Genomic DNA, 25637 nt, shown 5'->3' with positions numbered 1-25637 from the left:
CCAGCTGTGAAGCGAGTGCTTCGTCGTGCCGCCGTTCTTGGCGCCAATGCATGTGTAGCCGAGCGTCGGAACGGATTCCAAGCTGAGAAAGGGCTGACAGACGAGCTATTACAGGAAGGAAACTCTGGTCTTGTTCGGGCAAAGGCAACGTTATCCGTCGTTAACATTCCGAGATCGAACGTCCAGATCCCTGCGGAGGTGATCGCGTTGTTCGATCACCAGGCGGCGCAGAGCACCGGGCGCGTCCGCGTTTGCATCGAGCCACGAGTCGACCCGGTCGAGAGACTCCGATGCCGGGAACAGTCCCAGGACGATGCGCCGAGCCAGCTCGATGCTGCGCTGCGCCCACACGTCGCGGATCACCGCGAAGTAGGCGTCGTCGTAGCGGGCGACCAGATCCCGTCGGTCCCCCGCCCGGAATCCACCGATGACCGCGTCGAGGTGATCGTTGCTGAGCGCCGTGTCCTCGAGCGCCGAGGCCCAGGCCCGCGCCTTCACCTCCGCATCCGGGCGCGCCGCGAGGGCGCGTAGCTGTGCAGTGCGGCCCGACGCGGTGTCGTCGCGCGTCAACTCGCCGTCGAGATCATCCGGGTCGGCGTACCCGGTCGCGGACAGCGCCGTCCACAGCGCCCACCTCAGGTCCGGGTCCAGGGACAGGCCGTCCGGTGCCGGGCGGTCGCCGGCGAGTATCTCGCGGATGGCGGTGGCTCGGCGGTCATCGAAGACAGCCGCTGCCGCTGCCGCGCGCGCCCATGCCAGCTGAGCGCCCGATCCGGGACCGGATTCGTTCATTGCATTCCAACTGGTCTCGAGCCAGACGCTTCTCCACGGCGACCGCTCGGCGACGGGCAGGAAGTGGCCGATCGCGAACGACGCGTTCGCCAGGACCGTCGTCAACAAAGCCATATTGGTCTCTGCCGGCACGAACTCCTTTGCGATCGACAGATACCGGGCGGGATCGAGTTCACCGTCGCGGGTGGCGTTCCACAGGGCGGACCAGATCAGCCCGCGGGCGAGCGGATCGACGACACGGCTCAGCGAGTTCTCCACAGCATCGAGCGACTGCTCGTCGAGGCGCACCTTCGCGTAGGTCAGGTCGCCGTCGTTGAGCAGGCGCAGAGCCGCATCCGGCAACGAGACCGGCGTGCGTTCGGCGTCCACATCCAGTTCCATCCGGTCCCGGAGCACCAGGTCGCCCGAGTCGTCGAAGTCGTAGAGGCCGACCGCGAGTCGGTGTGGCCGCGGATCGGTCTGCACGATCTCGAGCCCGTCGGCGCCGGACTCGAGGGTCAGGGTGGACACCCCAGTGGTCTGCAGCCACGCCCCCGCCCAGGACCCCAGATCCCTGCCCGAGCCCGCCGACAGTTCCGCCAGCAGGTCGGCAAGTGTCGTGTTACCGAAAGCGTGGTCTCGGAAGTAGCGGCGCACACCCTCGAAGAATGCGTCCCGTCCCGTGTAGGTGACCAACTGTTTGAGAACGCTCGCCCCCTTCGCGTACGTGATGCCGTCGAAGTTCAGTTTCGCGGCCTCGAGATCGACGATGTCGGCGACGATCGGATGTGTCGTCGGAAGTTGGTCCTGCGAATATGCCCATGCCTTACGCCGATTCGCGAAGGCCACCCATGCGTCGCTCCACTCGGTGGCCTCCGCGCTCGCGAGTGCCCCCATGTAGTCGGCGAAGGATTCCTTCAGCCACAGGTCGTCCCACCACACCATCGTGACGAGGTCCCCGAACCACATGTGCGCCATCTCGTGCAGGATCGTGTTGGCGCGCGCCTCGTACTGGGCTGCGGTGGCGGCACCTCGGAAGACGTACGCCTCGGTGAACGTCACGCAACCGGGGTTCTCCATCGCGCCGAGGTTGTACTCGGGCACGAACGCCTGGTCGTACTTGCCCCAGGGGTACGGGTAGTCGAAGTGCTCGGCGAAGAAGTCGAGGCCCTGTTTCGTGACCTCGAATATCGTGTCGGCGTCGAGGTAGCGTGCGAGCGATGCTCTACACAGTATCCCCAAGGGAACTTCGAGATCACCACGACGCCAGACGGATTCGACACGATGATAGGGACCGGCGACGATGGACGTGATGTACGTGGAGATCGGCAGGGTGGGGGAGAACTCCACCGTCTGACCGTCCCCGTCGTCCTCGGCGATCGCCGCCGACCGGTTCGATGTCACCTCCCAGCCACTCGGCGCGGCGACCGCGAACGTGAACGGCGCCTTCATGTCCGGCTGCTCGAAGCACGCGAACACCCGTCGCGCGTCCGCCGGTTCGTACTGCGTGTAGAGGTAGGTCTGCCCGTCGACCGGATCGTGGAAACGGTGCAGGCCCTCACCGGAACGGCTGTACTCACCCACGGCGCTGACCACGACGGTGTTGGACCGCCGCAAACCGTGCAGCGCGATCCGAGCGCCGTCGTAGTCGACGTCCACGAACTGACCGTTGACGATCACGGAACGGATCTCGAGGCCGATGAAGTCGAGCCAAGTCTCGGTTGCGGAGGAGTCGAACTCCACTGTCGTGGTGGTGAGGAACCCCGCTTCGGTGCCGTCGGGTGCGCCCGTGACGTCCAGTTCGACCCGATAGGAGCGGACAGTCACTCCCGAGGATCGCGCTGCGGTTTCGGCACGGGTCAGATTCGCGATACTCACGCCCTCGATCCTGCCACCGCTAGTAGAGTCCGAACGGTCTAAGGTCAACCGCATCGAACGGGGCCCGACATGTCAGCACGTTTCGAAGGCACGACGGTGGTGGATCGGCCCATCGACAAGGTGTTCGAATTCCTCGCGGCCGGCACCAACGATCCGAAGTTCAGTCCCAGAGTTCAGCAGATCGCCAAGAAGACGCCCGGACCGCCTGGCGTGGGGACCGTCTTCGCCAGCACGGTCAAGGACGCAGGCGTGACCACCGAGCGCGAGTTCGAGATCACGGAATTCGAAGCACCGCGACGCATTCGGTGGTCCGAGCGGTCGAAGAACGTCGTGACCGCAGTCGAGGGCGGCTACGACCTGGAACCGTCCGGCGATGGGACGAAGGTGACGATCTTCAACGAGCTCGAGGGTCACGGAATCGGCAAGGTCATCGCACCACTCGCGGTCCGTGCGGCCCGAAAGGATGCCCCCGCGTTCGCGTTACGGATCAAGTCGGCGATCGAAGACTGACCGTGATCTATGGGCCGAGCTGGTAGTGACGTCCGCCGAAGACCCCGGCGTCAGAACCCCGGACCGGTCCAGGAGAAGAAGCCCTGGCCGGACTTTCGTCCGAGTTCACCCCGCCCCACCTTCTCACGCAGCAGTTTCGGCGGCTCGAAACGCGGACCGAGGGTGGCAGCCAGGTGTTCGGCGATCGCCAGTCGCACGTCGAGGCCGACCAGGTCGGTGGAGCGCAGCGGTCCAATCGGGTGGCGGTACCCCAGTTCCATGGCGCGGTCGATCGCGGCGGCGTCGGCGACTCCCTCTTCCAGCATGCGGATCGCCTCCAGCCCCAGGCACACGCCCAGGCGGCTGGTGGCGAAACCGGGGGAGTCGTTGATCACCACCTCGGTCTTACCCAGCAGAGCCACCCATGCGACGACCTGGTCTATCACCGCGTCGGCGGTCGCGGGGGCGGTCACGACCTCCACCAGCGCCGACACCGGCACGGGGTTGAAGAAGTGCATCCCGAGGAACCGGCTCGGATCATTAAGGGCGGCGCCGAGTTCGGTGATGGACAGGGAGCTGGTGTTGCTGACGATCACAGCGTCGGCGCGGACGGTCTTGTCGATCGCTGCGAGCACCTCGATCTTCAGCCCCGGATTCTCCGGGACCGCCTCGACCACCAGGTCGACCTCATCAGGCAGCTCCGACGGTGCGGAGACGGTGGAGACGCGCTCGAGGATCTCGTCCGGGGTGGAACCGATCAGCTTGCCCCGCTCGTCGGCGCGGCTCAGCCCGGTGGCCACCCGGGCACGGGCGGCCGCCTGATCGCCCGTCTCGGCGATGACAACCTCGCTTCCGAGGGTGGCGAAGACCTGCGCGATGCCCGCGCCCATGCGGCCGCCACCGACCACCGCCACTCGAGCGGGGGCGTGGATCTCGGTCATGTCTTCCTCTCCAGGAATGCGGTCATGCGGTCGCGTTTGTCGTCGGTTTCGAACAGCACCGCCTGGGCGATGTCGTCGGCGAACGGGTGCGCGCCGGGGACGTCGACGATCGTCTTGGTCAGACGCAGCGCGAGCGGCGCGAAACGAGCGATGCGATCGAGCAGCCGGTGGGCCGCCTCGACGTGAGTTCCGGGATCGACGACCTCGAGGACGAGGCCGGTGCGCAGGGCGGCGTCGGCATCGAGCACGTGCCCGCCGAGCAGAACCTGCTTGGCCACCGACGTGCCCACCAGCTGCGGCAGTCGGTAACTCGCTCCCGCCGCAGCCATGATTCCCAACCCCGGCTCGGGGTTGCCGAACCTCGCGGTCGAGGTGGCGATGCGAATATCGCACGCGTAGGACAGTTCGGCTCCGCCTCCGAGGGCGAAGCCACTCACGGCGGCGACGGTGGGCAGCGGCAGCCGCCCGATCCGGTCGAACAGGTTGCGGTTGATCCCGGCGAGCGCGTCGTCACGGCCGCGGGCCCGCAGCTCAGAGATGTCGGCGCCGCCCGCGAAATGGTCTCCGCGGCCGGTGAGCAGCAGTAGCTTCGGCTCCGCCTCGAGGCGCGCGCAGACCTTGTGCAGCTCACCGATCATCTCCGCGTTGATGGCGTTGCGTTGTGCGGGTCGGTCGAGGGTGACGACGACACGGTCGGGCTGCTCGGAGACGTCGAGGGTGGCGAAAGTGGTCACGGCGCCTCTCCTTGTCCAGGTGGACAGTCCCGTCGCCCCTGGTAGGGGCTGGAACGACAAGTCCCGGGTGGGGACTGGAACGACAATGGGAATCATCGCTGCGAGCAAACGGTACTCCGCCGCGAGAATCTGCCCGCGTCGGTCTCGCAAAAGCGACCGATCGGGATATCGTGCAGGACAGAAGAGGTTCCCAGCAAGCGCACCCGGAGGATTCGATGAGCCCCGCACGCCCCGCACGACGAACCAAGAACCGCTCGGTCGAAACCACCCACGTCGATGTCCTCATCGTCGGGGCCGGGCTGTCCGGGATCGGGGTCGCGGCACGACTGCGCCGGGAACACCCCGAGCGGTCGTTGATGATCCTCGAGTCCCGCGCGGCCTCCGGCGGCACCTGGGACCTGTTCCGGTACCCGGGTATCCGCTCCGACTCCGATGTGCAGACCTACGGGTACGACTTCAAGCCGTGGAAGGGCCGCAAAGCACTCGCGCCGGCCGCCGACATCCTCGACTACATCCGCGAAACCGCTCGCGAGTACGACATCGAGGGGTGTATTCGCTACGACCACAAAGTGATCCGCGCCGACTGGTCACCAGCGGACGCCCGCTGGACGGTCACCGCCCGCGTCGGCGACGGCGACAAGACGGTGACGTTCACCGCGAATTGGCTCTTCTGCGCCGCCGGCTACTACAACTACGACAAGGGCTACACACCCGAGTTCCCGGGTGCGGACCGGTTCACCGGACAGATCGTGCATCCCCAACACTGGCCCGAGGACCTGGACTACGCCGGCAAGCGGGTCGTCGTCATCGGGTCCGGGTCGACCGCCGTCACGCTGATCCCGGCGATGGCCGACGCCACCGAACACGTCACGATGCTCCAGCGTTCACCCACGTACATCATCCCGCTGCCCGCGGAGGATGCACTCTACGACGTGTTCCGGCGCATCCTCGGCGACGAACGCGGGTACCGGCTCACCCGCAAGAAGAACATCGCGCAGAACGTCTGGCTCTACAAGCTGTGCCGACGCTTCCCTCGGCAGATGCGGGCCGTCATCCGGTGGCTCAACAAGCGAATGCTGCCGGCCGGCTTCGACGTCGACACCCACTTCAACCCCCGGTACAACCCGTGGGACCAGCGCCTTTGCGTCGTGCCGGGCGGCGACCTGTTCAAGACGATCCGCAAGGGGAAGGCATCGGTCGTCACCGACACGATCGAGACGTTCACCGAGACCGGCATCGCGCTCAGCTCCGGAAAGCACCTCGACGCCGACATCATCGTCACCGCGACCGGGCTCGATCTGCTCGCGCTCGGCGGCGTCCAACTGAGCATCGACGGCGAACCCATCGACATCACCAAACGGCTGGCGTTCAAGGGAACGATGCTTTCCGACATCCCGAACTTCTCGTTCGCCGTCGGTTACGTCAACGCCCCGTGGACACTCAAGGTCGACCTGGTCGCGGACTTCCTGTGCCGGTTGCTGACACAAATGGATCGCCGCGGCGCCACGGTCGCCGTCGCCGAGAACGACCGGCCCGACATGCCGACGCGGCCGCTGCTCGACTTCGCCGCCGGGTACATCCAGCGGTCTCTGAGCCTGTGGCCGCAGGCCGGCACCGAGGATCCGTGGAACCTGCAGATGGACTACTACAGGGACGTCGCCGTACTGCGGGACACCCCGGTCGACGACGGGACCCTGACGTTCTCGACGGCGGAACCGGCGCCGACGCGATCGCACCGCGACCTCGCCCGGCCGGACTGACGGATCGTGCGTACCCAGCACCCTAGAGGTGCGGCCCGTTCTCAGTAGGGGAGCGTCATCGTGAGTGTGCCGTCCTTCGACGCGCGACCTCGATGGGTCGAGCGGCTGCGCCGGTCGAGGGAACCGGCCTTTCTGGCGGTCACGGGCCTGGCGCTCGTGGCCGGCGGGATCGCGTGGCTGGCCGGCGCGCGCGAGGTCGCCGACGCCTGCTGGATAGCCGGCACGGCCGTCGCGATCGTGCCCGCCACCTGGTGGGTGGTCGATGCGTTGCGAAACGGACGCGTCGGAGTCGACGTCATCGCCCTCCTCTCCCTGATCGGCACGCTCCTGGTGGAGGAGTACCTCGCGGGGGCGCTGATCGCCATCATGTTGGCGACGGGCCAGGCCCTCGACGCCGCGGCGGGCCGGCGCGCTACCAAGGATCTGCGGTCGCTGCTCGACCGCGCTCCTCGCACGGCGCGCCGACGGATCGACGACGGCGTGGAAACCGTTCCCCTCGAAGACATCACCGTCGGCGAAGTACTCGTCGTAGGCGCGGGCGAAGTGGTGCCGGTCGACGGCTGGGTCACTTCCGGGTTGGCCGTGCTCGACGAATCCGCCCTCACCGGTGAGCCACTTGCAGTCTCACGGCGACGCGGTGAGGCGGTACGCAGCGGCATCGTCAATGCCGGCCCGGTCTTCGAGATGCAGGCCCGCGCCACCGCAGAGGAGAGCACGTACGCCGGTATCGTGCGGCTGGCACAGGACGCCGCGGCCGAGAGCGCTCCCGTCGTGCGGGTCGCCGACCGCATCGCCGGCTGGTTCCTGCCGCTCGCACTCGCGGTGTCCGGTGCTGCTTGGCTTCTCAGCGGTTCGGCGACCCGCGCAGTGGCCGTGCTCGTAGTCGCCACGCCGTGCCCACTGCTGCTGGCCGTCCCCGTTGCGATCGTGTCGGGGCTCTCCCGCGCGTCCCGCCTCGGCGTCGTGATCCGCAACGGTAGTGCTCTCGAGAATCTGGGGCACGCAACATCATTGGTGATGGACAAGACCGGCACCCTCACCACCGGCCGACCCACCGGGGCGGAGGTGCTCACCGCCCCCGACGGCGACCCCACCGAGGTGTTGCGGCTGGCCGCGTCGGCCGATCAGCTCTCCCCGCACGTGCTTGCCGACGCCATCGTGCAGGAGGCGAGGATCCGGGGACTCGAATTGTCGCTGCCTACCGAGGCGGACGAGGAAGTAGGAACCGGCGTCACCGCCATCGTCGACGGCCGACGGGTCACCGTCGGCACCCTGGACCTTCCTGCCGACGCACCCGGGTGGGCACGGTCCGCTAAGGGGCGGGCCGCACTCGACGGCGCCGCGATCGCCTGGGTCACCGTCGACGGTGTGCTCACCGGGGCGATCCTGTTGACCGACCCGATGCGCCGCGACGCATTCCGCACCATTCGACGCCTCCGCTCGGCCGGACTGAACCGACTGGTCATGCTCACCGGCGACCGGCGCGAGCCCGCCGAGGAGATCGGGTCCGCCCTCGGTCTCGACGCCGTCTACGCCGAGCAGTCCCCGGCCGACAAGGTTGCCGGAGTTCGTGCCGAGCGGGAGCGCGCGGTCACGGTGATGGTCGGCGACGGCGTCAACGACGCGCCGGCCCTCGCGGCCTCGACCGTCGGCGTCGCAATGGGCGCCCGGGGGTCGACGGCAACGTCCGAGGCGGCGGACGTCGTCCTCACGACCGACCGCCTCGACCACCTCGCAGATGCGATGGCGATCGCCCGTCGCTCGCGGCGCATCGCCGTGCAGAGCGCGGCTGTCGGGATGGGACTGTCGTTGGTGGCCATGGGTTTTGCCGCATTCGGATTGCTACCGCCCGCGGCCGGCGCACTGCTGCAGGAGGGGATCGACGTCGCGGTGATCCTCAACGCGCTGCGTGCCCTTCGTGGCAAGAAGGTTCACGTGCCGGTGGAAACTGCCGCGATGCTGCATCGGTTCTCCGCCGAACACGACGAGCTGCGGGACCAGCTCTCGATCCTGCGCGACACCGCGGGGCTTCTCGCAACCGGTGACCTCGCTGCGACGCACGATGCTCTGCGCCGCGTCGACACCTTCCTCTTCGACACCCTCCTCCCGCACGAGGAGGCCGAGGACCGCGAGTTGTATCCAGCGCTCGCGACGCCGCTCGGCAACTCGGAGGCCACCGCGACGATGAGCCGGATGCACACCGAGATCGACCGCCTCGCCCGGCGCCTGCGCACCCACCTACAGCACGCCGACGCGGCCGGCGGGATCTCCGCCGACCAGGTCGACGACCTGCTGGCGTGCCTGTACGGCCTGCACGCGGTGCTGAAGCTGCACTTCGTGCAGGAGGAGGAGAACTACTTCACCCTCGCCCCCGTGCCGGACGCCACGTCGAACAGCTGACGCCGGTCGTGGGCCGCGCGATCGACGGCATCACGATGGCGTGCCGGACACCGCGCCGAGCCTGACGCGGTACGGCCGGCAAACCGGTTCCCAGGACACGCGTCAGTGGGAAAGGGTCTTCTCCGACTCCGACCTCGAACCTGGGTCGGCGCTGTTTCCGCCGTTCTCATTGACGAAATAGAGGATGACCGCCCCGGCGAGCGGTCCGACGGACAGAGCGCAGAACGCCGCCAGGAACGAATCGGTGGCGGCGAAGACTGCGCCGATCGCGAGTGGGACGAGGGTGCTGGCGACTTGCCAGAACGCATTCGTTGCGCCGGCAGCACGGCCGGTGACGTCGCTCGACACCAGGCGCGGGATCATCGCGACGAGCAAGGGTAGGTAGCCGTACCCGACCAGACCGAGCACAGGAGCGACGATCAGCAGGGTCGGGACGTGGTCCAGCGTGCCGAAGAAGACGAGAATGCCGGCGAACAGCACCAAGATCACGATGGCCGGCTTTCGGGCACTGTTGATCTTGTCGCCGAGAATCCCGATGAGGGGTTTGCCGACCACCGCCGTGCCCGCGAAGACCGCGACGATGAACCCCGCAGCGGTCCCGGATACCCCATGTCCCTCGATCAGCAGTGCGTTCGACCATATGACGAAGCCATAGGTGCCCCAGAAGCCGCCGAAGCCCGCGAGGGAGACCAGCAACAGATCACGGTTGGTGATCAGTGTTCTCCAGGCGGACGGTCGCTTTTGGTCGTTGGTCCTATGCGCCTGGTTGACCACTGGTCCCGGACGCAGGATCACGTAGCAGGTGATCGCGGTGACGATGGAGATAGCGCCGAACAAGCGGTAGGACGCATGCCAGCTGTAATGGTTGATCATCCAGGGAACCACTGTATTGGCGATGACGGTGCCGAGGGAGGTTGCGGAGGTGAACAGTCCCATCGCCTTGCCGAGATCCTTGGGCTGGAACCAGCTTGCTATGAGTTTGATGCCCGCGGCGTAGTCCGCGCCGGCGAAGAAGCCGATGACGGCCTGCACGCTTATGCCGACGACCGCGGAGGTGGTGCTGCCGAAGACGATCATGAAGAGGCCCGCACCGGAGAGAGAGGCGGTGACTACTTCTCGGCCACCGAACCGATCGGAAAGCACGCCAGTCATGGCGTTCGAGCACACATAGCCTATGTAGTACGCGGTGGCGAACACGCCGAGGCTTGCGAGCGGTACCCCGAGATCTTCGCCCACGAAGACCGAAGCCGGACCCCAGGTGGAGCGATCCACGGAGGTCATTGTGAAGGCGAGCCAGCACAACAGGAGCATTATCCACCGGCTACCGCTGCGGACCTGCTGTCCGCGTTTGGTTGAAGTCGCTTCCACGTCCTCGTTCCCGTCTGAGTCTGCTCGACCGTTTGCCGCAGGCCGAAGTTGGAACCGAAATCCCGAAGATGCTCCAGGTGGGGCACTGCCGCTCGGTTGGACAGCGATGCGCCCTCGAAGCTCCGAGCCCGAGTTGCGAACGGCGAAACAATGACCGGTTCGCGCGGAACACGAGGCGCTCAGGACTCAGTCAAGCACCACACATTTTCTACCTAGGTGATCGTGCTCACACAAGGAAAAAGTCCGCATGAAGCCGGATTGCGCGCAAAGCGGACGCTTATGTGTGCTGCAGCTCGATTCCGTTGCGCAACTCGAGGGAGATCGCTCCCGCTGTTTCGAGGAGACGTGGAAGGCAGCGTGCGACAAACGCGCGAGAGGGTTCCTGGGACTCGACCACCGATGCACTCAGCGCACCGATCGTCCGCCCGGAGCGCGTGCTTATCGGAACCGCAAGGGCGCGGACGCCCACGTCGAGGAGTTGATCTGCGAGCGCCCACCCCTGGTTGCGGACCGTGGCCAGTTCTCGGAGGAGCCTGTCCCCCCGTGGGTCCGGGGTGGCTCCACCAGTGGGAGGTGACGATGCCGACGACAGGTGGGCGGCAAGGTCCGGTTCGGGCAGGGCGGCAAGCAATACCCGCCCGCCGGCCGTCAGGTGCGCCGGGATACGGCTGCCGACCTTGATGGATATCGACATCGCACCTGCCACGGATGCCCGGCAGACGTATCGCACGTCCGAGTCGGCGAGCACGGTGACGGAGGCGGACGACCGCAGCGAACGCGCAAGTGAATTCAGATGCGGTTGGCACACATCTGCCAACGTGAAGTTCGAGACGTTCGCGTACCCCAGTTCCAACACTTGCGGCGTGAGGGCGAACCTTCGTCCTGCCGCTGTCACGTAACCGAGTTCGACGAGAGTCACGAGAAATCGTCTGGTTGCCGACCTGGGTAAACCGCATCGCGAGGCCGCTTCCGTCAGCGTAAGCGAGGGGTGTTCGGCGTCGAAGGCCGTAAGGACAATGATGCCTCGCTCGAGGGACTGAACCACGTCCTTCGGGCGCGCACCCACCCCGATGGAACGGGGTTCCTCCCCATCGGGGGAGTTCGTGGGTTGAGGCATGTGCACTCCTGTAGGCGGTGAGACCGGCCGGGCACGCATCCGTCCGCATGGCGCGCACCTTCGATCGACTCGGTAATTGTCGCAGATCGCGCGGTCGCGGTCTCTGACCGGACTGGTGGAGATCCCTCGCTGGATCCGGCGGACGGTTGACGTCGAGAAGCCGGATGTGCGAACGTTTCAATATTCGCGCACCTGCGCGCTCTGCGGACACACTGCCGTGGTTTATCGGCCTCCGCTCGAGATGCCCATCCGAAAGGGACCGTGATGCTGACCCGAGACCAGAACACATTGCTTGTTCAGACCGGACCGGATACGCCAATGGGACGCCTGTTCCGGCGGTACTGGATACCGGCCCTTCTCGCCGAAGAGCTGCCTGGGCCCGACTGTGACCCGGTGCGGGTCAAGCTGCTGGGTGAGCAGTTGATTGCGTTCCGCGACAGTGAAGGCCGGATCGGCCTTCTCGACGAATTCTGCAGCCACCGCACGGCATCGCTGTACTTCGGGCGTAACGAAGAGTGCGGACTGCGCTGCGCCTACCACGGCTGGAAGTACGACGTCGAGGGCAACTGCGTCGACATGCCCTCGGAGCCCGCGAATTCGAAGTTCAAGAGCCGGATCAAGCAGAAGGCCTACCCGTGTGTCGAACGTGGGGGCGTCATCTGGACCTATATGGGTCCGCCGGAATTGAAGCCGGAAGTGCCCGAGCTCGAGTGGGCGATGCTCGGCGACGGACAACGCTTCGTCTCCAAGCGTCTGCAGGAATCCAACTACCTCCAGGCGATGGAGGGGGGCATCGACTCGAGCCACGTCTCGTTCGCGCACCGGTTCAACCTCGACGACGACCCGATGCACTCCGGAACCGAGGGCAACAAATACCTCAAGGCGGACACCCGCCCGAAGTTCGAGGTCGCCGAGAGTGACGGTGGCCTGGTGATCGGGGCCCGGCGGAACGCGAACGACGAGGAGTACTACTGGCGCATCACACAATGGATCATGCCGTGGTACACCATCATTCCTCCTTTCGGAACACACAATCCGCTCGGCGGTCACGCTTGGGTGCCGATCGATGACACGACCTGCTGGGCCTGGAGCATCAACTACCACCCCACTCGCGAACTGCGCGAGGACGAACTCGCCGCGATGCAAAACGGTGACGGGATCCACTCCAAGTACGTTCCTGGCACCTATCGACCTCTGGCGAACAAGGACAACGACTACCTGATGGATCGAGAGGCCCAGCGGCAGAAGAAGACGTTCTCTGGAATCGAGGGCATCTCCGCTCAGGACTTCTCCCTGCAGGAGTCGATGGGTGCGATCTGCGATCGCACCAAGGAGCGGCTGGGCACCTCCGACGCCGGCATCATACTGGCCCGCCGACGCCTCCTCGCTGTTCTCGACGATCTCGAGGACGAGTCGCTGCCCGGCCTCGAGACCGAGCACCAGCGAGTGCGGTCGACCTCGATTTTGCTGCCGAAGGCCACTCCGTTCAAGGAAGGTGCCGGAGAGGCCTTGCACATGGTCGAGGGCGAGGACTTCGTCTCCATCTGAGGGGCTGCCCTAAAGATCGACGAGGAAATCGCGTGAACAAGGACGCAGGCGCTTCTGTGAAATCCATTGCCGCCGATACGAAACAGAGGCGGCCGCGGTTGGTTCGTGCGGCGGTTTCGCTGCCCGACGCCACGACCACGGTGCGGATGCTCGACGCCGACCTCGCGATCGACGCAGTGGGTTGGCTCGAAGTAGAGTCGTCCGCGGTGTGTGGCACCGACATCGGCCTGTACCGGTCTGGTCTCGACGGTCCGACAGTTCTCGGACACCACGTGGTGGGCTCCATCGTGTCCCTCGACGCCGCGCAAGCCGACGCCTGGGGTGTCGCCGTCGGGGACCGTGTGGCACTCGAGGAGTACCTGCCCTGTCAGGATGCGGCGTGCGCGGCCTGCAGCAGCGGCTGCTACCGGATGTGCCCGCAGACCGACCTGTGGAAGGGGAAGCGTCGCGTCGGTCTCGTCTCCGCAGAGGAAGGCTCCGGACTGCATGGCGGCAACGCCGAGTTCATGCAGTTGGCGGCCAACAGTATCGTGCACAAGTTGCCCGCTGATCTCGACCCGGACCTGGCGGCTTGGACCCAGCCCTTCGCCAACGCGATCGACTGGACGATCAATGTCGGCGGCGCTCAGGAAGGGACGACGGTCGTCGTCGTCGGCCCCGGCTATCACGGAATCGCCGCGGTGGCGGCGGCCCGGGCCGCCGGGGCGGCACAGATCGTCGCGATTGGGCTGTCGAGTTCGGTCGAGGGTCTAGAGATTGCGGAAGTGCTTGGCGCCACCCCGGTGGTCCACGACGACGGCGATCTGGGCGAGGTCATTCTCCGGGCCACTGCGGGTCGGGGTACCGACGTGCTTGTCGACACCGTCGGACTCGAGGGCTCGGCCGTGGCGGCGTCCGCGCGGAGCCTGCGCACCGGGGGACGTCTCGTGGTCTCGGGCCTCGGATCGACGCCAATGTATCTGGATCTGAAAGCGCTGGTACGGGGCGCGCATTCGATTGTCGGCGTGCGCGGCCGATCCCCATCGGCGGTCACGCGCAGCATCGATATTCTCGCCTCCGGAAGCTCCGGACTCGACGTCGTGCCGACGGTTGCCGTCCCACTGGACGAGGTCGATGAGATGTTCGCCCGGATGGTTGAGGGGCGCGGTCCCTCGAGCCCCCATGTCGTTGTCCGTCCACAACCGGTTCTCGCGGAGTCTGCCGGCCGGACCGAGGAAAGTAGAGTGTCATGACAGATACGTCCCCGCGCCGGGTTTCCTACGAAGCGCGAATTCTCCTGGTCCCCTTGGGCTCTTCCGGTCTTTCAACCGTCGAGCAGATGGCCTCGGCAGGGCTGACCGGGGTCCGGGTTGTCACGGAACAAGGGTCGTCGACGGTGGCAGTACGCGCCATCGATGCCACCGACGAGAGCACGGAATCCCTCGACGATCTGGTCGCGGCGTCCGACATGGTCATCCTGATCGGGTCCCGGCTACCGGAAGTACCGGTGAGGTTCGCATCGGCCATGGCCGATAGTGCCCGCCGGTCGGGCAACCTACTCGCCGGAGTCCTCGTCGACCAGCAGGACTGGGAGTCCTCGCTGGGCGCCGAAGCGCTGGCGGTGCTGCGGATGGAACTGGACATCCTGGTCTCGATCAGCCAGGTGTCAATGGCCACCGCGTTCATCGACGTCCTCAAGGGCGGCTATCGCACGGAAAAGCGGTATGCCCCGCTGATCACCGCGGGAGGGAACTGAGATGGCAGAGGTCAACCCGGATATCCTTTGTTCCTGCGCGTTCCCGCACAACGCGTTTGGTGCTCGACGCCTGACGATCACCCGTCGGTGTTCAGACGGCGGCAATATCCTTGCTGATCTGCGCCGCCGCTCTCTGCAGTGCGAGAAAAATCGATCCGCGCATGCGCTCGAGCGACACCCGTGATGCCTGGGCCGAGACATTGAGGGCCGCGATTGCATGGCCATCGGCGTCGCGTACCGGCACGGCGATCGACCGGATCCCCTCCGTGAGTTCCTCATCGGCCAGAGACCAGCCTTGCTCCCGGGCAGCGAGGATCTTCGCGCGCAACTCGGCCGCGTCGATCGTCGTCGCTTTGGTGAAACTGCGTGCGTCGACGGTTGCGAGATACTTGTCAATGTCGGCGTCGGAACGGTCCGCGAGGAGCACGCGCCCGGTAGCCACCGCATACGCGGGCAAGCTGGTGCCGACCACGATCTCGACCGTGAGGACTCGGTCTGCCTGCACCCGATCGACGTAGAAGATCTTGTCGCGGTGAAGCACTGTGAGGGACACCGTCTCCTGCGTCTCCTCGGCGAGCCGTTCCAGGTAGGGATGTACGACGACGGGAAGTCCGCTGCTGAGCACGTAGGCGTCGCCGATCTCCAATACCGCGGGCCGAACCGCGTAGGCCGTGCCGTCATACGAGAGATAGCCCATGTATTCCAGGGTCAGCACTAACCGCCTCGCGGCCGTCCGGGTGATTCCCGACAGGGTGGCAACTTCGGTGACGGAGAGGGGCCGCCGTTCCCGGCCGAAAAGTTTGAGCACCTCCAGTCCGCGCCCCAGCGCCTGAACGTGGTCGCGGTTCTGTTCCGGAGCCTTCGTGTCCGCATTGTTCTTGCTCACCGAGTCAACCTATCCGCTTCGACCGGCATCGCAGGCTCCATGTCTGCGGGAGTGGTCCGCACGCCCCAGATGCAGAGAAGGGCGCACGCGGCGTACATCATCGCTGCAACCATCCAGCCGGCCGCGAACCCTGCGGTCACGTCGAACAGGAAGCCCGTCAGCGCTGGACCGCCCGCGAATCCGAGGTACATTCCTACGGCGATCAGACTCGAAGCGCGACCCACTGCGGTCGTCCCCACCACGCGGAGTACGCCAGCCATCAACAGCACGTTGGCCGCGAGAGCGGTCGCACCGTGGAGCGTGACTCCGAGCCACAGCAATGGTAGCCATCCCACCAGTTGTGCCATGAGCAATGCGAGTGCTCCCAGGGTCGAACCGGAGGCCAAGATCAGCAAGAGTACGAACGTGTCGATCTTGCCGGACAGCGCGCGACCCCAGAAGATTCGGGAGGTGACACCGATCGCGCCGGCGATTGCCGCGGTCAGGCCCGCCGCTGTCAGTGTGAGCCCCATTCCTTCGAGTGCAAACAGTGGGAGGTAGACGTTGGTGGCCTGCACGCCGGTGCCCGAAAACAGGGCATAGGCGGCGAGCACCCATACAGCCCGAGGCATCGATCGCGCCCGTGAGCCGGTCGTGCGTAGCGCGTTGACGGACGTCGCGACTTGCTTCGACGCTTGCGGGGAATGGGGGGAATGGGAGGATGGTGATCGTCGCCATGCGACCAGTGCCGACGCACCCGCGACAACGGCGCCGATCCACAGGGCGCCGCGCCAGCCCCACGCCAGCGCCAGGACGGGACAGCCCGCACCGGCGACGAGTTGAGCCACCTGCACCCCCGACTGCTTCACCCCGATCCACTGCGCCCGTTTTGGTTGCGGAGCGCGCTCGCTGATCACACGGTTCGTCACGGGGTTGGACAGCGCCTGAGCTGCCCCGGACAGCGCCATGGCGCCCAACAGCCAGAGATAGTTGGTGGACAGAGCGGCGAGGACGTAGGACATGGCGGCGCCGACGAACACGGTAACGAGCAGGCCACGGGTGGAGAAATGGTCGCCGACGTGGCTGAACGCAAGAGCCAGGGCGGCTGCGGTCAGGAACGTGAGGGTGGCGAGCATCCCGAACTGGGCGACCGTGATGTCGAGGGAATCTATGACCAGTGCACTGGTCGCGCTCAACCCGTAGGTCAGTAGTGGACCTATGGCCATGGCCGCGGTCAAGAGCGGAAGAAGTCCGCGTGTATCGCGGTCGGTCATTGTGAACCCTTCCCGCCGACTACCCGGTCCCGCCTGTCGACAGCGGGACACCGCGTAGTGCCACTACCCATTGCGTCCGTATGCCGCGCAGGAAGTCTATATGCGGACACTCGATGCCGGAACCACCTCCTCACGCGGATGCGGGCGATGGTCTGGTCGGGTCGCGCAATCACGGCGCCGAGTCGCTCAGTGGTGGATACGCCTTGCGTCTCTTAGCGGCACGCGCAGTCGACGAAGACCGCACTCGACGAAGACATTGATACCGACGCCGCAGACGTCCTGAGAAAGGTGCCGCACAGGGAGATCGATACACGCGGTTTCGCGCATGCGAACCCGTGGCCTCCGGCGAGCAGCGAGGGCACCTGTCGGCGCCTGTGCCCCACAGAACGACTCTCCACTCGACGACAACCGCGGGAATTGGGGCGCAAGACCGCAGCGGAAGCCGAGCGCCGCTACGACACCGTCACGGGAGACGAGAGCAACGGAGTTCCTGCCGACGACTGAGCGGCATTGGGGCTATCCCGCCGGCGTCGGCACCGGGGCGGTGACGGACGTGGTCGCCTCGGACGCGACCGTCGTCTCCGCGGGGACGCTCGTGGTGGGCGTCGCCGTGGTCTCGGGTGTGACGGCGGTCTGGGTCGGCTCCGCGGTAGCGGTCTCGGCGCCAGCGCTGGGCGCCGGGGTGGTGGTGGTGGGCGCTGCTCCCGGAGTGGTCGTGGGGAGCGTCGGAGCCGGTGTGGTCTCGGCCGGCTGCACTGCACCCGACGGCGTTGCAGCCAAGGACGGCGCCGCAGCTGCCTCCGAGGTGGTCACCGACTCCTCCAGGGAAAGCGCCTCCATCGCTGCCGACAGTTCGTCCGCGCTCGGCGTCGCCTTCGGATCCACCGGCTGCCCCGCCTGGGCCTGCTGCGCGAGGTAGGTCAACCACGCTGCCGCGTAGTCGGCGGAGGTGAGCTCCTGGCCATTCGCGGGATCGGCGTCACGCCAGTAGTCGAAGTGGTGCCCGACCTCGGGGGCCAACGTCAACTGGTACGGGTCGCTCATGATCACCGGAATGGTGTTCTGATTCGTCACGATCAGACCGACGATCTCCTTGAACAACTTCTGCGGCAGATACGCCAGCGGCGACATCTCCTCGGTCGAGATCGAGTCCTCCTCACCTGAGACCAGAGTCACATCCGAAATGTCCGAGGCGTCGGTCTCGGGCGTTGCCGGCTCCGTTGTCGGCTCCGCGGTCGGCCCGGCATACGACGGATCCGACACCTTGAGCAGGACGTCCAGGAACGTCTCGTCGCTCTGCATCCAGTCGGGCTGCGAACTGATGTCCGCGAATGCGTCGAGCGCGATCCGGGACATCACCGTCGCGACGTCGATCCCGGTCGCCGGGGTCAACTGTTCCCGCTCGAGTGCGTCGACGTCGAGCTGCCGCCCGACGTTGACGACCAGCTGCAGCAGCGAGATGTTCTCCGGTGCGGCGCAGGTGAGGTCACCGTCCGCGCAGAACGACGCGATCCGTCCGTTCAGGGCTCCGAAGTCGTCGCCGCCGGTGTCGGGCAGGGCTCCCTGGCCCGGGACAGCGGTACCGCCGCTCTGGTACTCGAGGTCGAACCCGTCCGGGTTCGTGAAGGGATTCTCGGCTCCTGGGAACGGACCCTGGCCGTCGACGCGGCCGGCGTCGGCGAGGATGACGACACCGAGGACGTCGGCCGGATCCACGATCTCGTACGTGCCGTCCGCGTCCGGTTCCTGGTGGCCGACGTCCTGGGCAACGCGGCGGGCCACGTCGGCGCCCTCGCTGTAGCCGACGATGGCGAACTGGGTGTCCGGGCACGAGGCCTGAATGGCCTCCATCACCGCTTTGGTGTTCGCGACACCGGTGGTCACCGCATCCTCATAGCTCGACATGTCGGCCGGGTAAGCGATGTACATCGCCGCGTACGAGTCCCGGCCGACTTCGGCGAGCGGAGCGCTCGATGCCTGGTCGATCCACGTGCTCACGTAGTCGTCCGCAGACGCCGCGGGCAGTTCGTTGCCGTTCTCGTCGACGAGCATCTTCGTGGTTCCCGGCCGCGGTGTGTCACCACGGCCGGCGATCGAAAGAGTCACCATGTCCTTGCAGTCTGTGGTCGACGCCACCAGCGCAGTGTCGACAGTGCGGGTCGGCGACGACCACAACGCCCACGTCAAGGTCACCAGCAGCGCAACTGCCACCGCGACCGAGGTGAGCACCCGGGCCGCAGCTCCACGCTGCGAAAACAACCTTCGAATGATCATGCCAACTCTCCCCAGACCAACCAATGGATGACGCACGTCCCATCCCCCGCACCGTGCGTCGTGTCAGGCGGAATGTCGGACAGTGGGGCTGCCGCGTTACAGCCCGTACCCGACCCGGCGGTGTGACAAGACGGACAACGGCACTCGGAGGAGACCGTTAGGAGAGACAATGGCGTCCGGAGGGCAGTCATGACCACAGACACTTCCCAAGATGCACGATTCGCCGGACGCGTCAGCGAGCTGTACGCGACCGATCCCCAGTTCCGGGCGGCAGCCCCGTTGCCCGATGTGATCGCCGCCGCACACGAACCGGGTCTGCGACTCGCGGAGGTCGTGGACGCCTACCTCGACGGATACGCCGACCGGCCCGCGCTGGGCCGCCGCAGTCGCACACTGACCCGCGACGCGGACGGCCACACGATCACCACGCTGCTCCCCAGCTTCGACACCATCACCTATCGCGAGCTGCGCGACCGTGTCGCGACCCTGGCCTCCGCGTGGCGCACCGAGGCCGGGATCGCTCCGGGCGACTTCGTCGCGGTACTCGGGTTCACGAGCATCGACTACGCAGTGGTCTACCTCACCTGCCTTCGCCTCGGTGCCGTGTTCGTCCCGCTGCAGAGCAGCACACCGGCCGCCCGGCTGGCACCGATCGTCGCGGAGACATCACCACGGATCCTCGCTGCCGGGATCGACTCGATCGACACAGCCGTGGACGTCACGGCCGACGCGCAGTCGATCGAACGACTGGTGATCTTGGACTACGACGCCCGTGACGACGAGCAGCGCCGGCATTACGAGGCCGCACGGGCCCGCGTCGCCCACTCCGGACATGCTGTCGAGGTCGGCCCGCTCTCTGACGACGTCGATATCGGCGAGGCGCTGCCCCTGGTACCTCCCTTCGTCGCCCCCGCGGGCGACGATCCGCTGGCCTCGCTGATCTACACGTCGGGTAGCACGGGCGCCCCTAAAGGAGCGATATACACCGCCGACATGATGACGCGGATGTGGGTGCAACCGCCGAACCCCATCGAGGGCTTCGACGGCAAGCTGCCCGCGATCTACCTGCAATACATGCCGCTCAGCCACATCTTCGGACTGGGCTGGCTGACCACGACCCTGGCCTCCGGCGGCACCGGCTACTTCGCGGCGAAGAGCGATATGTCGACGCTGTTCGACGACCTCTCCCTCATCCGGCCGACCGCCTTGAATCTGGTTCCGCGCGTGTGCGACATGATCTTTCGCCGGTACTGCAGTGAGATGGACGGGCGACCCGGCGACGATGGCGACTCCGCGGGGGTCAAGCGTGCACTGCGCGACGACGTTCTCGGCGGCCGGGTCCTCGCGGCTCTGTGCGGGACCGCCCCACTATCCGACGAGATGCGTGAGTTCGTGGAGTCCACCCTCGAGATCCCGATCACCACAAGCTACGGCGCGACCGAGACCGCCGTCTCGGTGCTGCGCAACGGGACGATCATGCGCCCGCAGGTCACCGACTACAAGCTCGTCGATGTACCGGAACTCGAGTACTACACAACCGACCTACCGCACCCGCGCGGCGAGCTACTCGTCAAGTGCGACACCATGATTCCCGGATACTACAAGCACCCCGAGATGTCGGCGGACATCTTCGACCGGGACGGCTTCTACCGCACCGGCGACATCATGGAGGAGATCGCACCCGATCACCTCATCTACCTCGAGCGCAGGAAGAACGTCCTCAAGCTCTCCCAGGGCGAGTTCGTCGCGGTGTCGACACTCGAGGCCGCCTACGCCACGTGTCCGCACGTCCGGCAGATCTTCCTGTACGGCAGCAGCGAACGCTCCTTCCTGCTCGCAGTGATCGTGCCCAATCCTGGCGGCACCAGCGACGGCGACCTGCATGCCCTGATCACCGCCGAGCTGCGGCACGTCGCCCAGATGAATTCCCTAAACCCGTACGAGATTCCGCGAGACTTCCTGATCGAATCCGAGCCATTCAGCCCCGACAACGGACTGCTGTCCGGGGTGGGCAAGCTACTGCGCCCGGCGCTGAAGGCCCGCTACGGGGAGCGCCTCGAGCGCATGTACGCGGAGATCGCCGAGGGGCTGGGCGCCGAGCTCGAACAGCTGCGGGCCGACGCCGCCACCTTGCCGACCCTCACGACGGTGCGCCGGGCGGCCGCCGCCACGCTCGGGCTGTCGACGGCGTCGGAGTTGCCTGACGACGCGCGGTTCGTCGACCTCGGTGGGGACTCGCTGTCGGCGTTCTCGTTCTCGAACCTACTGGAAAAGCTGTTCAATTTGGAGGTGCCTGTGCAATCCATCACCGGTCCCAGCGCGGACCTCGAGAGCATTTCGCATTACCTTGACCGTGAACGTCTCGAGACGTCGACTCGGCCCACCTTCGAGTCGGTGCACGGCCGTGACGCGGATGTCATCCGCGCCACCGACCTCGAACTCGGCAAGTTCATCGACGCCGCGACACTGGCCGCCGCGCCTTCACTGCCCGCCCCGTCCGGCACTGTCCGGACCGTTCTGATGACCGGTGCGACAGGGTATCTCGGCCGCTTCCTGTGCCTGTCGTGGCTCGAGCGCCTAGCGCAGGTCGACGGAAAGTTGATCTGCATCGCGCGCGGTGACGACGCCGAAGCGGCTCGGCAGCGAATAGAGGAAGCGATCGACAGTGGTGATGCCGAACTGTCGCAGCACTTCCGCGCCCTCGCCGACCGGCATCTCGAGGTGCTCGCCGGTGATCTGGCAGAGGAAGATCTGGGCCTCGACACCGAAACCTGGGATCTGCTCGCACGGTCGGTGGACCTGATCGTGCACTGCGCGGCGCTCGTCAACCACGTGCTGCCGTACCGTCAACTGTTCGGGCCCAACGTCGTCGGCACCGCCGAGATCGTCAAGCTCGCCCTCTCGACGCGCCTCAAGCCGGTGAACTACATCTCGACCGTCGCGTTCACCATATTGCCCGATGGCGGTTCGATGGGAGAGGACGAGGACGCTCGGCAGGCGGGTCCTGTTCGCCCGCTCGATGATTCGTACGCCAACGGGTACAAGAACAGCAAGTGGGCCGGTGAGGTACTGCTGCGTGAGGCGCACGACCTGTGTGGACTACCGGTGGCGGTGTTCCGCCCCGCCATGACCCTCGCGCACAGCCGCTACGCTGGGCAACTAAATGTGCACGACAGGTTCACCCGGCTCCTCTTCAGCATCGTCCTGACGGGGCTCGCGCCGCGTTCGTTCTATCGCCTCGACGCCGAAGGCAACCCACCGCGCGCGCACTTCGAGGGCCTGCCTGCCGATTTCACGGCCGAGGCCATCGCCACGCTAGGGGCCGACGTGATGTCCGGGTTCCACGCGTACAACGTGCTCAACACATACGACGACGGTATCTCGCTGGACCGGATCGTCGACTGGCTGATCGAGGCAGGGCACAACATCGAGCGGATCGACGACTACGACGAATGGTTGCGCCGGTTCCGGTCGGCGATGGAATCGTTGCCGGCCGAGCCACGCCGCCGCTCCGTGCTCCGACTGCTCGACGCGTACACCGCTCCGGCACCGCCGACGTCGAGAGTACCGTCGGCGGAGGGATTTCGCGCCGCAGTGCAGTCCGCCGGAATAGGCTCGACCGGAGACGTGCCGCACGTGACGTCGTCGCTGATCAACAAGTACGTCGACGACCTGCAGCAACTCGGACGGCTCGACGACGACAGGTGATCGCGGCCCGAAGCATCACATGTCGAAGGCATCGACCTTCATCGCGCATTCGTCCGGGCTGCACACCCAAGTCAGCATCCGCTGCCGCTGGCCGACGCCCAGCGACTCGCCCTCGATCCGCCATAGTCGTCCCTTCGGCGGGTCGCCGAGATACAGATAGGGACCGAGCATGTCCGGAGCGTCACGGACAGAGATCGGCAGGCGCGCGGTGTGTACGCCCGACGCCTCGAGCAGCGGATCGAGGCGGTCCGCCGGCATCGAGAGCATGAGCATGTAGCCGGCGTCGAACCCCAGATGCCGCGTCTCCGCGCCCCACACCGCGACGCCGTCGACGAGTGTGATCTGGCTGAAGTCGATCGCGGCCTCGATCGTTCGATCTTGCGAGGTCGCATACGCAATACCCCACCAGGCCACGAGGGCGAAGATGGCGGCCGCACCCAGTGCGCTGATCAGGCGCCATCGCCATTGGCCCCGGAGGGCCGTCGCCGATTCGCGATCATCTCCCATGCGCATCTCCCATGGGTATCGAGACTATCCGGGGTGCCGCGCTGCTGGCCGTTACCAGGCGGGAAGTCGAGGTGGCCGATCTCTACACCTAGATGAGATAGGACACCGCCCGATTCAGTGTTCTCTCCTCAAGAGTATTGTCACAACGCAATGTAGTACTTATGCTACGAAGCGTCGAAGAGAGATGATGGGTAGGCTCATGAATTCAAAGAGTGGGGTTGTACTCGACGTCGACGGGCTGCGAATGCGGTACGGCGACAACGATGTTCTGCTCGACGTCACGTTCCAGGCCCGGCGCGGCGAGGTACTGGTCATGCTCGGTCCCAACGGGGCCGGCAAGACGACGACCGTCGAGATCCTCGAGGGATTCCGCAACCGCTCGGCGGGCCGTGTCGCGGTACTGGGCGTCGATCCCCAGGACGGCGACGAACATTGGCGTGCTCGGGTAGGCGTCGTCCTACAGTCTTGGCGCGACCACGCCAAATGGCGCGTGCGTGATCTGCTCACCCATCTCGCCGCCTTCTATCGACCGTACTCCGCGGATGATGACCAACATCCTTGGGATACAGACGAACTCATCGACCTCGTCGGGCTCACCGAGCAGGCTGGAGCCAAGATCGCGACTCTCTCGGGTGGTCAACGCCGCCGACTGGACGTGGCGATCGGCATCGTGGGCCGCCCGAAGGTGCTGTTCATGGACGAGCCCACCGCCGGCTTCGATCCCGCGGCCCGCAGGGACTTCCATGATCTTGTGCATCGTCTGGCCGACCTCGAGGACACCACCGTGCTCCTCACCACCCATGATCTCGACGAGGCGGAGAAGATTGCCGACCGGATCCTGATCCTGGCCGGCGGACGCATCGTCGCCGACGGATCGCCCGATGCGTTGGCCCGCGAGATCGCCGGTGAGGCCGAGGTGCGCTGGACCGTCGATGACCAGCGCTTCGTGCACACAACCGCCGAGTCCACGAAGTTCGTCCACGAATTGTTCCGGCAGCACGGTGATTCCATCGGCGAACTCGAGGTGCGCCGGGCCTCGCTGGAAGACACCTACATGGAACTGGTCCGCCGTCACGAGACCGGCGACGCCGAGACCAGCGCACTCACTCTCGCGGAGGTCGCACGATGAACCCCACTGCCAACGCGGTCCGCGCCGGCCTGGCTCGCGGCTGGATCGAACTTCGCCAACTCTTCACCGCCGGTCCCGACCTGATCGGTCAGTTCATGAGCCCGGCCATCGCACTGGTCGTGCTCTACCTGCTGCGCAATCGCGAGTACACGGGCAGCGACCTCTCGATCTCCGAACTCGCCGTTCCCGGTCTCATCGGGTCGATCATCGTGTTCAACGGACTGTTCGCGATCACCAATGTGCTTGTCCTGGACCGTGAGGACGGCACGCTGCTGCGGGCCAAGGCGGTGCCGGGCGGGATGATCGGCTACGTGGTCGGCAAGATCGTCTCGGCCGCAGGATCCGTCGTCGTGCAGGTGGCGGTAGTGCTCGCGGTGGGCATGATCGTCATCGGAGGGGCGTCGCTGGACGGCCTCAGCGCGTGGGCGACCTTCGTCTGGGTTCTGCTGCTCAGCCTGCTCGCCGCCCTGCCGCTCGGCGCGATCCTGGGTGCTGTCCTCGACGGCCCCCGCGCGACGTTCCTGCTGACGATGCCTCTCATGGGGCTCGTCGCCATCTCGGGAATCTTCTACCCGATCACAGCACTGCCGGGGTGGATGCAGGCCGTCGGCCAGGTGTTCCCGATGTACTGGAGCGGACTCGGAATGCGATCGGCGTTGCTTCCCCCCGACGCGGTGGCGGTCGAGATCGGCGAGTCCTGGCGGCACGCCGAAACCGCGGCGGTACTGGGGGCCTGGGCGGTCGCGGGACTGCTGATCGCGCCGGTAGTGTTGCGGCGCATGGCGCGTCACGAATCGGGATCGAGCATGGCCGCACGACGTGAGAGGGCGATGCAGCGTGCCTTCTGAGGTCATCTACAACCGCATCGCGATGCTGCGCGCCGAGCGGGGCATATCGAGGCGGGAGTTGGCCGAGGCGCTGGGCGTCCACTACCAGACGGTGGGCTACCTCGAGCGCGGCGAGTACAGCCCCAGCCTGCACCTGGCGCTGCGTATCGCTGCGTACTTCGAGGTGGCGGTGGAGGTCGTGTTCTCCACCGAGCCGTTCCCCAGGCTGGGGTCGGGCGTCGAGTCCGCGTAACCCGACGCCCGGCCCGAAAACCTGTCAGCTCCCCACCGGAACGGCGAGAACCGGTGGGG

General features: G+C 66.3%; 19 protein-coding genes. 10 read left to right on the top strand and 9 right to left on the bottom strand.

The features are described from left to right. Window positions 1–150 precede the first annotated feature (150 nt). On the bottom strand, window positions 151–2649 hold the full coding sequence (gene pepN, locus EF834_RS12760; protein ID WP_127947589.1) for an aminopeptidase N: 2499 nt from the start codon (window positions 2647–2649) through the stop codon (window positions 151–153). Window positions 2650–2718: 69 nt separating this feature from the next. Between pepN and EF834_RS12755 the strand changes: the two genes are divergently transcribed. Further along, on the top strand, window positions 2719–3159 hold the full coding sequence (locus EF834_RS12755) for an SRPBCC family protein (protein ID WP_127947588.1): 441 nt from the start codon (window positions 2719–2721) through the stop codon (window positions 3157–3159). Window positions 3160–3209: 50 nt separating this feature from the next. Here the strand turns inward: EF834_RS12755 and EF834_RS12750 are convergent, their stop codons facing one another. Both EF834_RS12750 and EF834_RS12745 read right to left on the bottom strand, forming a co-directional pair. After that, window positions 3210–4079 (bottom strand): 3-hydroxyacyl-CoA dehydrogenase family protein, encoded by an 870-nt coding sequence (locus EF834_RS12750; protein ID WP_127947587.1) that lies wholly within the window; start codon window positions 4077–4079, stop codon window positions 3210–3212. After that, a complete protein-coding gene (locus EF834_RS12745; RefSeq protein ID WP_235871156.1) occupies window positions 4076–4813 on the bottom strand; it encodes an enoyl-CoA hydratase/isomerase family protein in 738 nt (245 codons plus the stop codon). Before EF834_RS12745 ends, EF834_RS12750 begins: the two co-directional genes overlap by 4 nt. 215 nt (window positions 4814–5028) lie before the next feature. Between EF834_RS12745 and EF834_RS12740 the strand changes: the two genes are divergently transcribed. Both EF834_RS12740 and EF834_RS12735 read left to right on the top strand, forming a co-directional pair. Continuing rightward, the gene (locus EF834_RS12740) at window positions 5029–6573 is read left to right on the top strand and encodes a flavin-containing monooxygenase (RefSeq protein WP_127947585.1); all 1545 of its coding nucleotides are present in this window, start codon (window positions 5029–5031) and stop codon (window positions 6571–6573) included. Window positions 6574–6639: 66 nt separating this feature from the next. Continuing rightward, window positions 6640–8973 carry a heavy metal translocating P-type ATPase gene (locus tag EF834_RS12735; RefSeq protein WP_127947730.1) on the top strand — a complete coding sequence of 778 codons (2334 nt, stop codon included), beginning with the start codon at window positions 6640–6642 and terminating at the stop codon, window positions 8971–8973. Between the two features lie 102 nt (window positions 8974–9075). Here EF834_RS12735 and EF834_RS12730 read toward each other — a convergent pair whose 3' ends face one another. Together EF834_RS12730 and EF834_RS12725 are read right to left on the bottom strand one after the other, a co-directional pair. Further along, window positions 9076–10284 carry an MFS transporter gene (locus EF834_RS12730; RefSeq protein ID WP_127947729.1) on the bottom strand — a complete coding sequence of 403 codons (1209 nt, stop codon included), beginning with the start codon at window positions 10282–10284 and terminating at the stop codon, window positions 9076–9078. A 334-nt stretch (window positions 10285–10618) separates the two neighbouring features. Next, window positions 10619–11458 (bottom strand): IclR family transcriptional regulator domain-containing protein, encoded by an 840-nt coding sequence (locus tag EF834_RS12725; protein ID WP_127947584.1) that lies wholly within the window; start codon window positions 11456–11458, stop codon window positions 10619–10621. 318 nt (window positions 11459–11776) lie between these two features. Here EF834_RS12725 and EF834_RS12720 point away from each other — a divergent pair, with 318 nt between their 5' ends. The 3 genes from EF834_RS12720 to EF834_RS12710 all read left to right on the top strand — a co-directional run bounded on the left by EF834_RS12720 (window position 11777) and on the right by EF834_RS12710 (window position 14741). Continuing rightward, window positions 11777–13006: a Rieske 2Fe-2S domain-containing protein gene (locus tag EF834_RS12720; protein WP_235871155.1), complete on the top strand. Its 1230-nt coding sequence runs from the start codon at window positions 11777–11779 to the stop codon at window positions 13004–13006. 32 nt (window positions 13007–13038) lie between these two features. After that, window positions 13039–14238, top strand: a complete 1200-nt coding sequence (locus EF834_RS12715; protein WP_235871154.1) for a zinc-dependent alcohol dehydrogenase — start codon at window positions 13039–13041, stop codon at window positions 14236–14238. 86 nt (window positions 14239–14324) lie between these two features. Beyond that, window positions 14325–14741 (top strand): hypothetical protein, encoded by a 417-nt coding sequence (locus EF834_RS12710; protein ID WP_235871153.1) that lies wholly within the window; start codon window positions 14325–14327, stop codon window positions 14739–14741. A gap of 91 nt (window positions 14742–14832) precedes the next feature. Here the strand turns inward: EF834_RS12710 and EF834_RS12705 are convergent, their stop codons facing one another. The 3 genes from EF834_RS12705 to EF834_RS12695 all read right to left on the bottom strand — a co-directional run bounded on the left by EF834_RS12705 (window position 14833) and on the right by EF834_RS12695 (window position 19154). Next, window positions 14833–15627 carry an IclR family transcriptional regulator domain-containing protein gene (locus EF834_RS12705; protein ID WP_127947580.1) on the bottom strand — a complete coding sequence of 265 codons (795 nt, stop codon included), beginning with the start codon at window positions 15625–15627 and terminating at the stop codon, window positions 14833–14835. Beyond that, window positions 15624–16880 (bottom strand): MFS transporter, encoded by a 1257-nt coding sequence (locus EF834_RS12700; protein ID WP_127947579.1) that lies wholly within the window; start codon window positions 16878–16880, stop codon window positions 15624–15626. The genes EF834_RS12705 and EF834_RS12700 overlap by 4 nt, the downstream gene beginning before the upstream one ends. 516 nt (window positions 16881–17396) lie before the next feature. After that, window positions 17397–19154: a cutinase family protein gene (locus EF834_RS12695; protein WP_127947578.1), complete on the bottom strand. Its 1758-nt coding sequence runs from the start codon at window positions 19152–19154 to the stop codon at window positions 17397–17399. Between the two features lie 189 nt (window positions 19155–19343). Between EF834_RS12695 and car the strand changes: the two genes are divergently transcribed. After that, window positions 19344–22862, top strand: coding sequence for a carboxylic acid reductase (gene car / locus EF834_RS12690; protein ID WP_127947577.1), 3519 nt, complete (start codon window positions 19344–19346; stop codon window positions 22860–22862). A gap of 15 nt (window positions 22863–22877) precedes the next feature. On the opposite strand, the gene EF834_RS12685 is transcribed toward car, so the two are convergent. Next, window positions 22878–23369: a hypothetical protein gene (locus EF834_RS12685; RefSeq protein WP_127947576.1), complete on the bottom strand. Its 492-nt coding sequence runs from the start codon at window positions 23367–23369 to the stop codon at window positions 22878–22880. 199 nt (window positions 23370–23568) lie between these two features. Here EF834_RS12685 and EF834_RS12680 point away from each other — a divergent pair, with 199 nt between their 5' ends. Genes EF834_RS12680 through EF834_RS12670 form a run of 3 tightly spaced genes read left to right on the top strand, consistent with a single transcriptional unit; the run spans window position 23569 to window position 25578 of the window. Then, complete coding sequence (locus EF834_RS12680; protein ID WP_127947575.1) at window positions 23569–24498, top strand: ABC transporter ATP-binding protein; 930 nt, start codon at window positions 23569–23571, stop codon at window positions 24496–24498. Continuing rightward, window positions 24495–25346 (top strand): ABC transporter permease, encoded by an 852-nt coding sequence (locus tag EF834_RS12675; RefSeq protein WP_127947574.1) that lies wholly within the window; start codon window positions 24495–24497, stop codon window positions 25344–25346. The genes EF834_RS12680 and EF834_RS12675 overlap by 4 nt, the downstream gene beginning before the upstream one ends. After that, window positions 25336–25578, top strand: a complete 243-nt coding sequence (locus EF834_RS12670; RefSeq protein ID WP_127947573.1) for a helix-turn-helix transcriptional regulator — start codon at window positions 25336–25338, stop codon at window positions 25576–25578. Before EF834_RS12675 ends, EF834_RS12670 begins: the two co-directional genes overlap by 11 nt. The last annotated feature ends 59 nt before the right edge of the window (window positions 25579–25637 follow it).

Origin of the sequence: Rhodococcus spongiicola, assembly GCF_004011835.1 — a bacterium.
GTDB lineage: Bacteria > Actinomycetota > Actinomycetes > Mycobacteriales > Mycobacteriaceae > Prescottella > Prescottella spongiicola.
Note: the sequence above shows the minus strand (reverse complement) of the source record. Positions and strands in the feature narration are given on the sequence as shown.

Bases quoted from the DNA above. Each gene is read 5' to 3' on its own strand.
- EF834_RS12755 (WP_127947588.1), top strand. From the start codon at position 2,719: ATGTCAGCACGTTTCGAAGGCACGACGGTGGTGGATCGGCCCATCGAC.
- EF834_RS12750 (WP_127947587.1), bottom strand. From the start codon at position 4,079: ATGACCGAGATCCACGCCCCCGCTCGAGTGGCGGTGGTCGGTGGCGGC.
- EF834_RS12740 (WP_127947585.1), top strand. From the start codon at position 5,029: ATGAGCCCCGCACGCCCCGCACGACGAACCAAGAACCGCTCGGTCGAA.
- EF834_RS12730 (WP_127947729.1), bottom strand. From the start codon at position 10,284: ATGCTCCTGTTGTGCTGGCTCGCCTTCACAATGACCTCCGTGGATCGC.
- EF834_RS12725 (WP_127947584.1), bottom strand. From the start codon at position 11,458: ATGCCTCAACCCACGAACTCCCCCGATGGGGAGGAACCCCGTTCCATC.
- EF834_RS12720 (WP_235871155.1), top strand. From the start codon at position 11,777: ATGGGACGCCTGTTCCGGCGGTACTGGATACCGGCCCTTCTCGCCGAA.
- EF834_RS12710 (WP_235871153.1), top strand. From the start codon at position 14,325: ATGGCCTCGGCAGGGCTGACCGGGGTCCGGGTTGTCACGGAACAAGGG.
- EF834_RS12700 (WP_127947579.1), bottom strand. From the start codon at position 16,880: ATGACCGACCGCGATACACGCGGACTTCTTCCGCTCTTGACCGCGGCC.
- EF834_RS12695 (WP_127947578.1), bottom strand. From the start codon at position 19,154: ATGATCATTCGAAGGTTGTTTTCGCAGCGTGGAGCTGCGGCCCGGGTG.
- car (WP_127947577.1), top strand. From the start codon at position 19,344: ATGACCACAGACACTTCCCAAGATGCACGATTCGCCGGACGCGTCAGC.
- EF834_RS12685 (WP_127947576.1), bottom strand. From the start codon at position 23,369: ATGGGAGATGATCGCGAATCGGCGACGGCCCTCCGGGGCCAATGGCGA.
- EF834_RS12680 (WP_127947575.1), top strand. From the start codon at position 23,569: ATGAATTCAAAGAGTGGGGTTGTACTCGACGTCGACGGGCTGCGAATG.
- EF834_RS12675 (WP_127947574.1), top strand. From the start codon at position 24,495: ATGAACCCCACTGCCAACGCGGTCCGCGCCGGCCTGGCTCGCGGCTGG.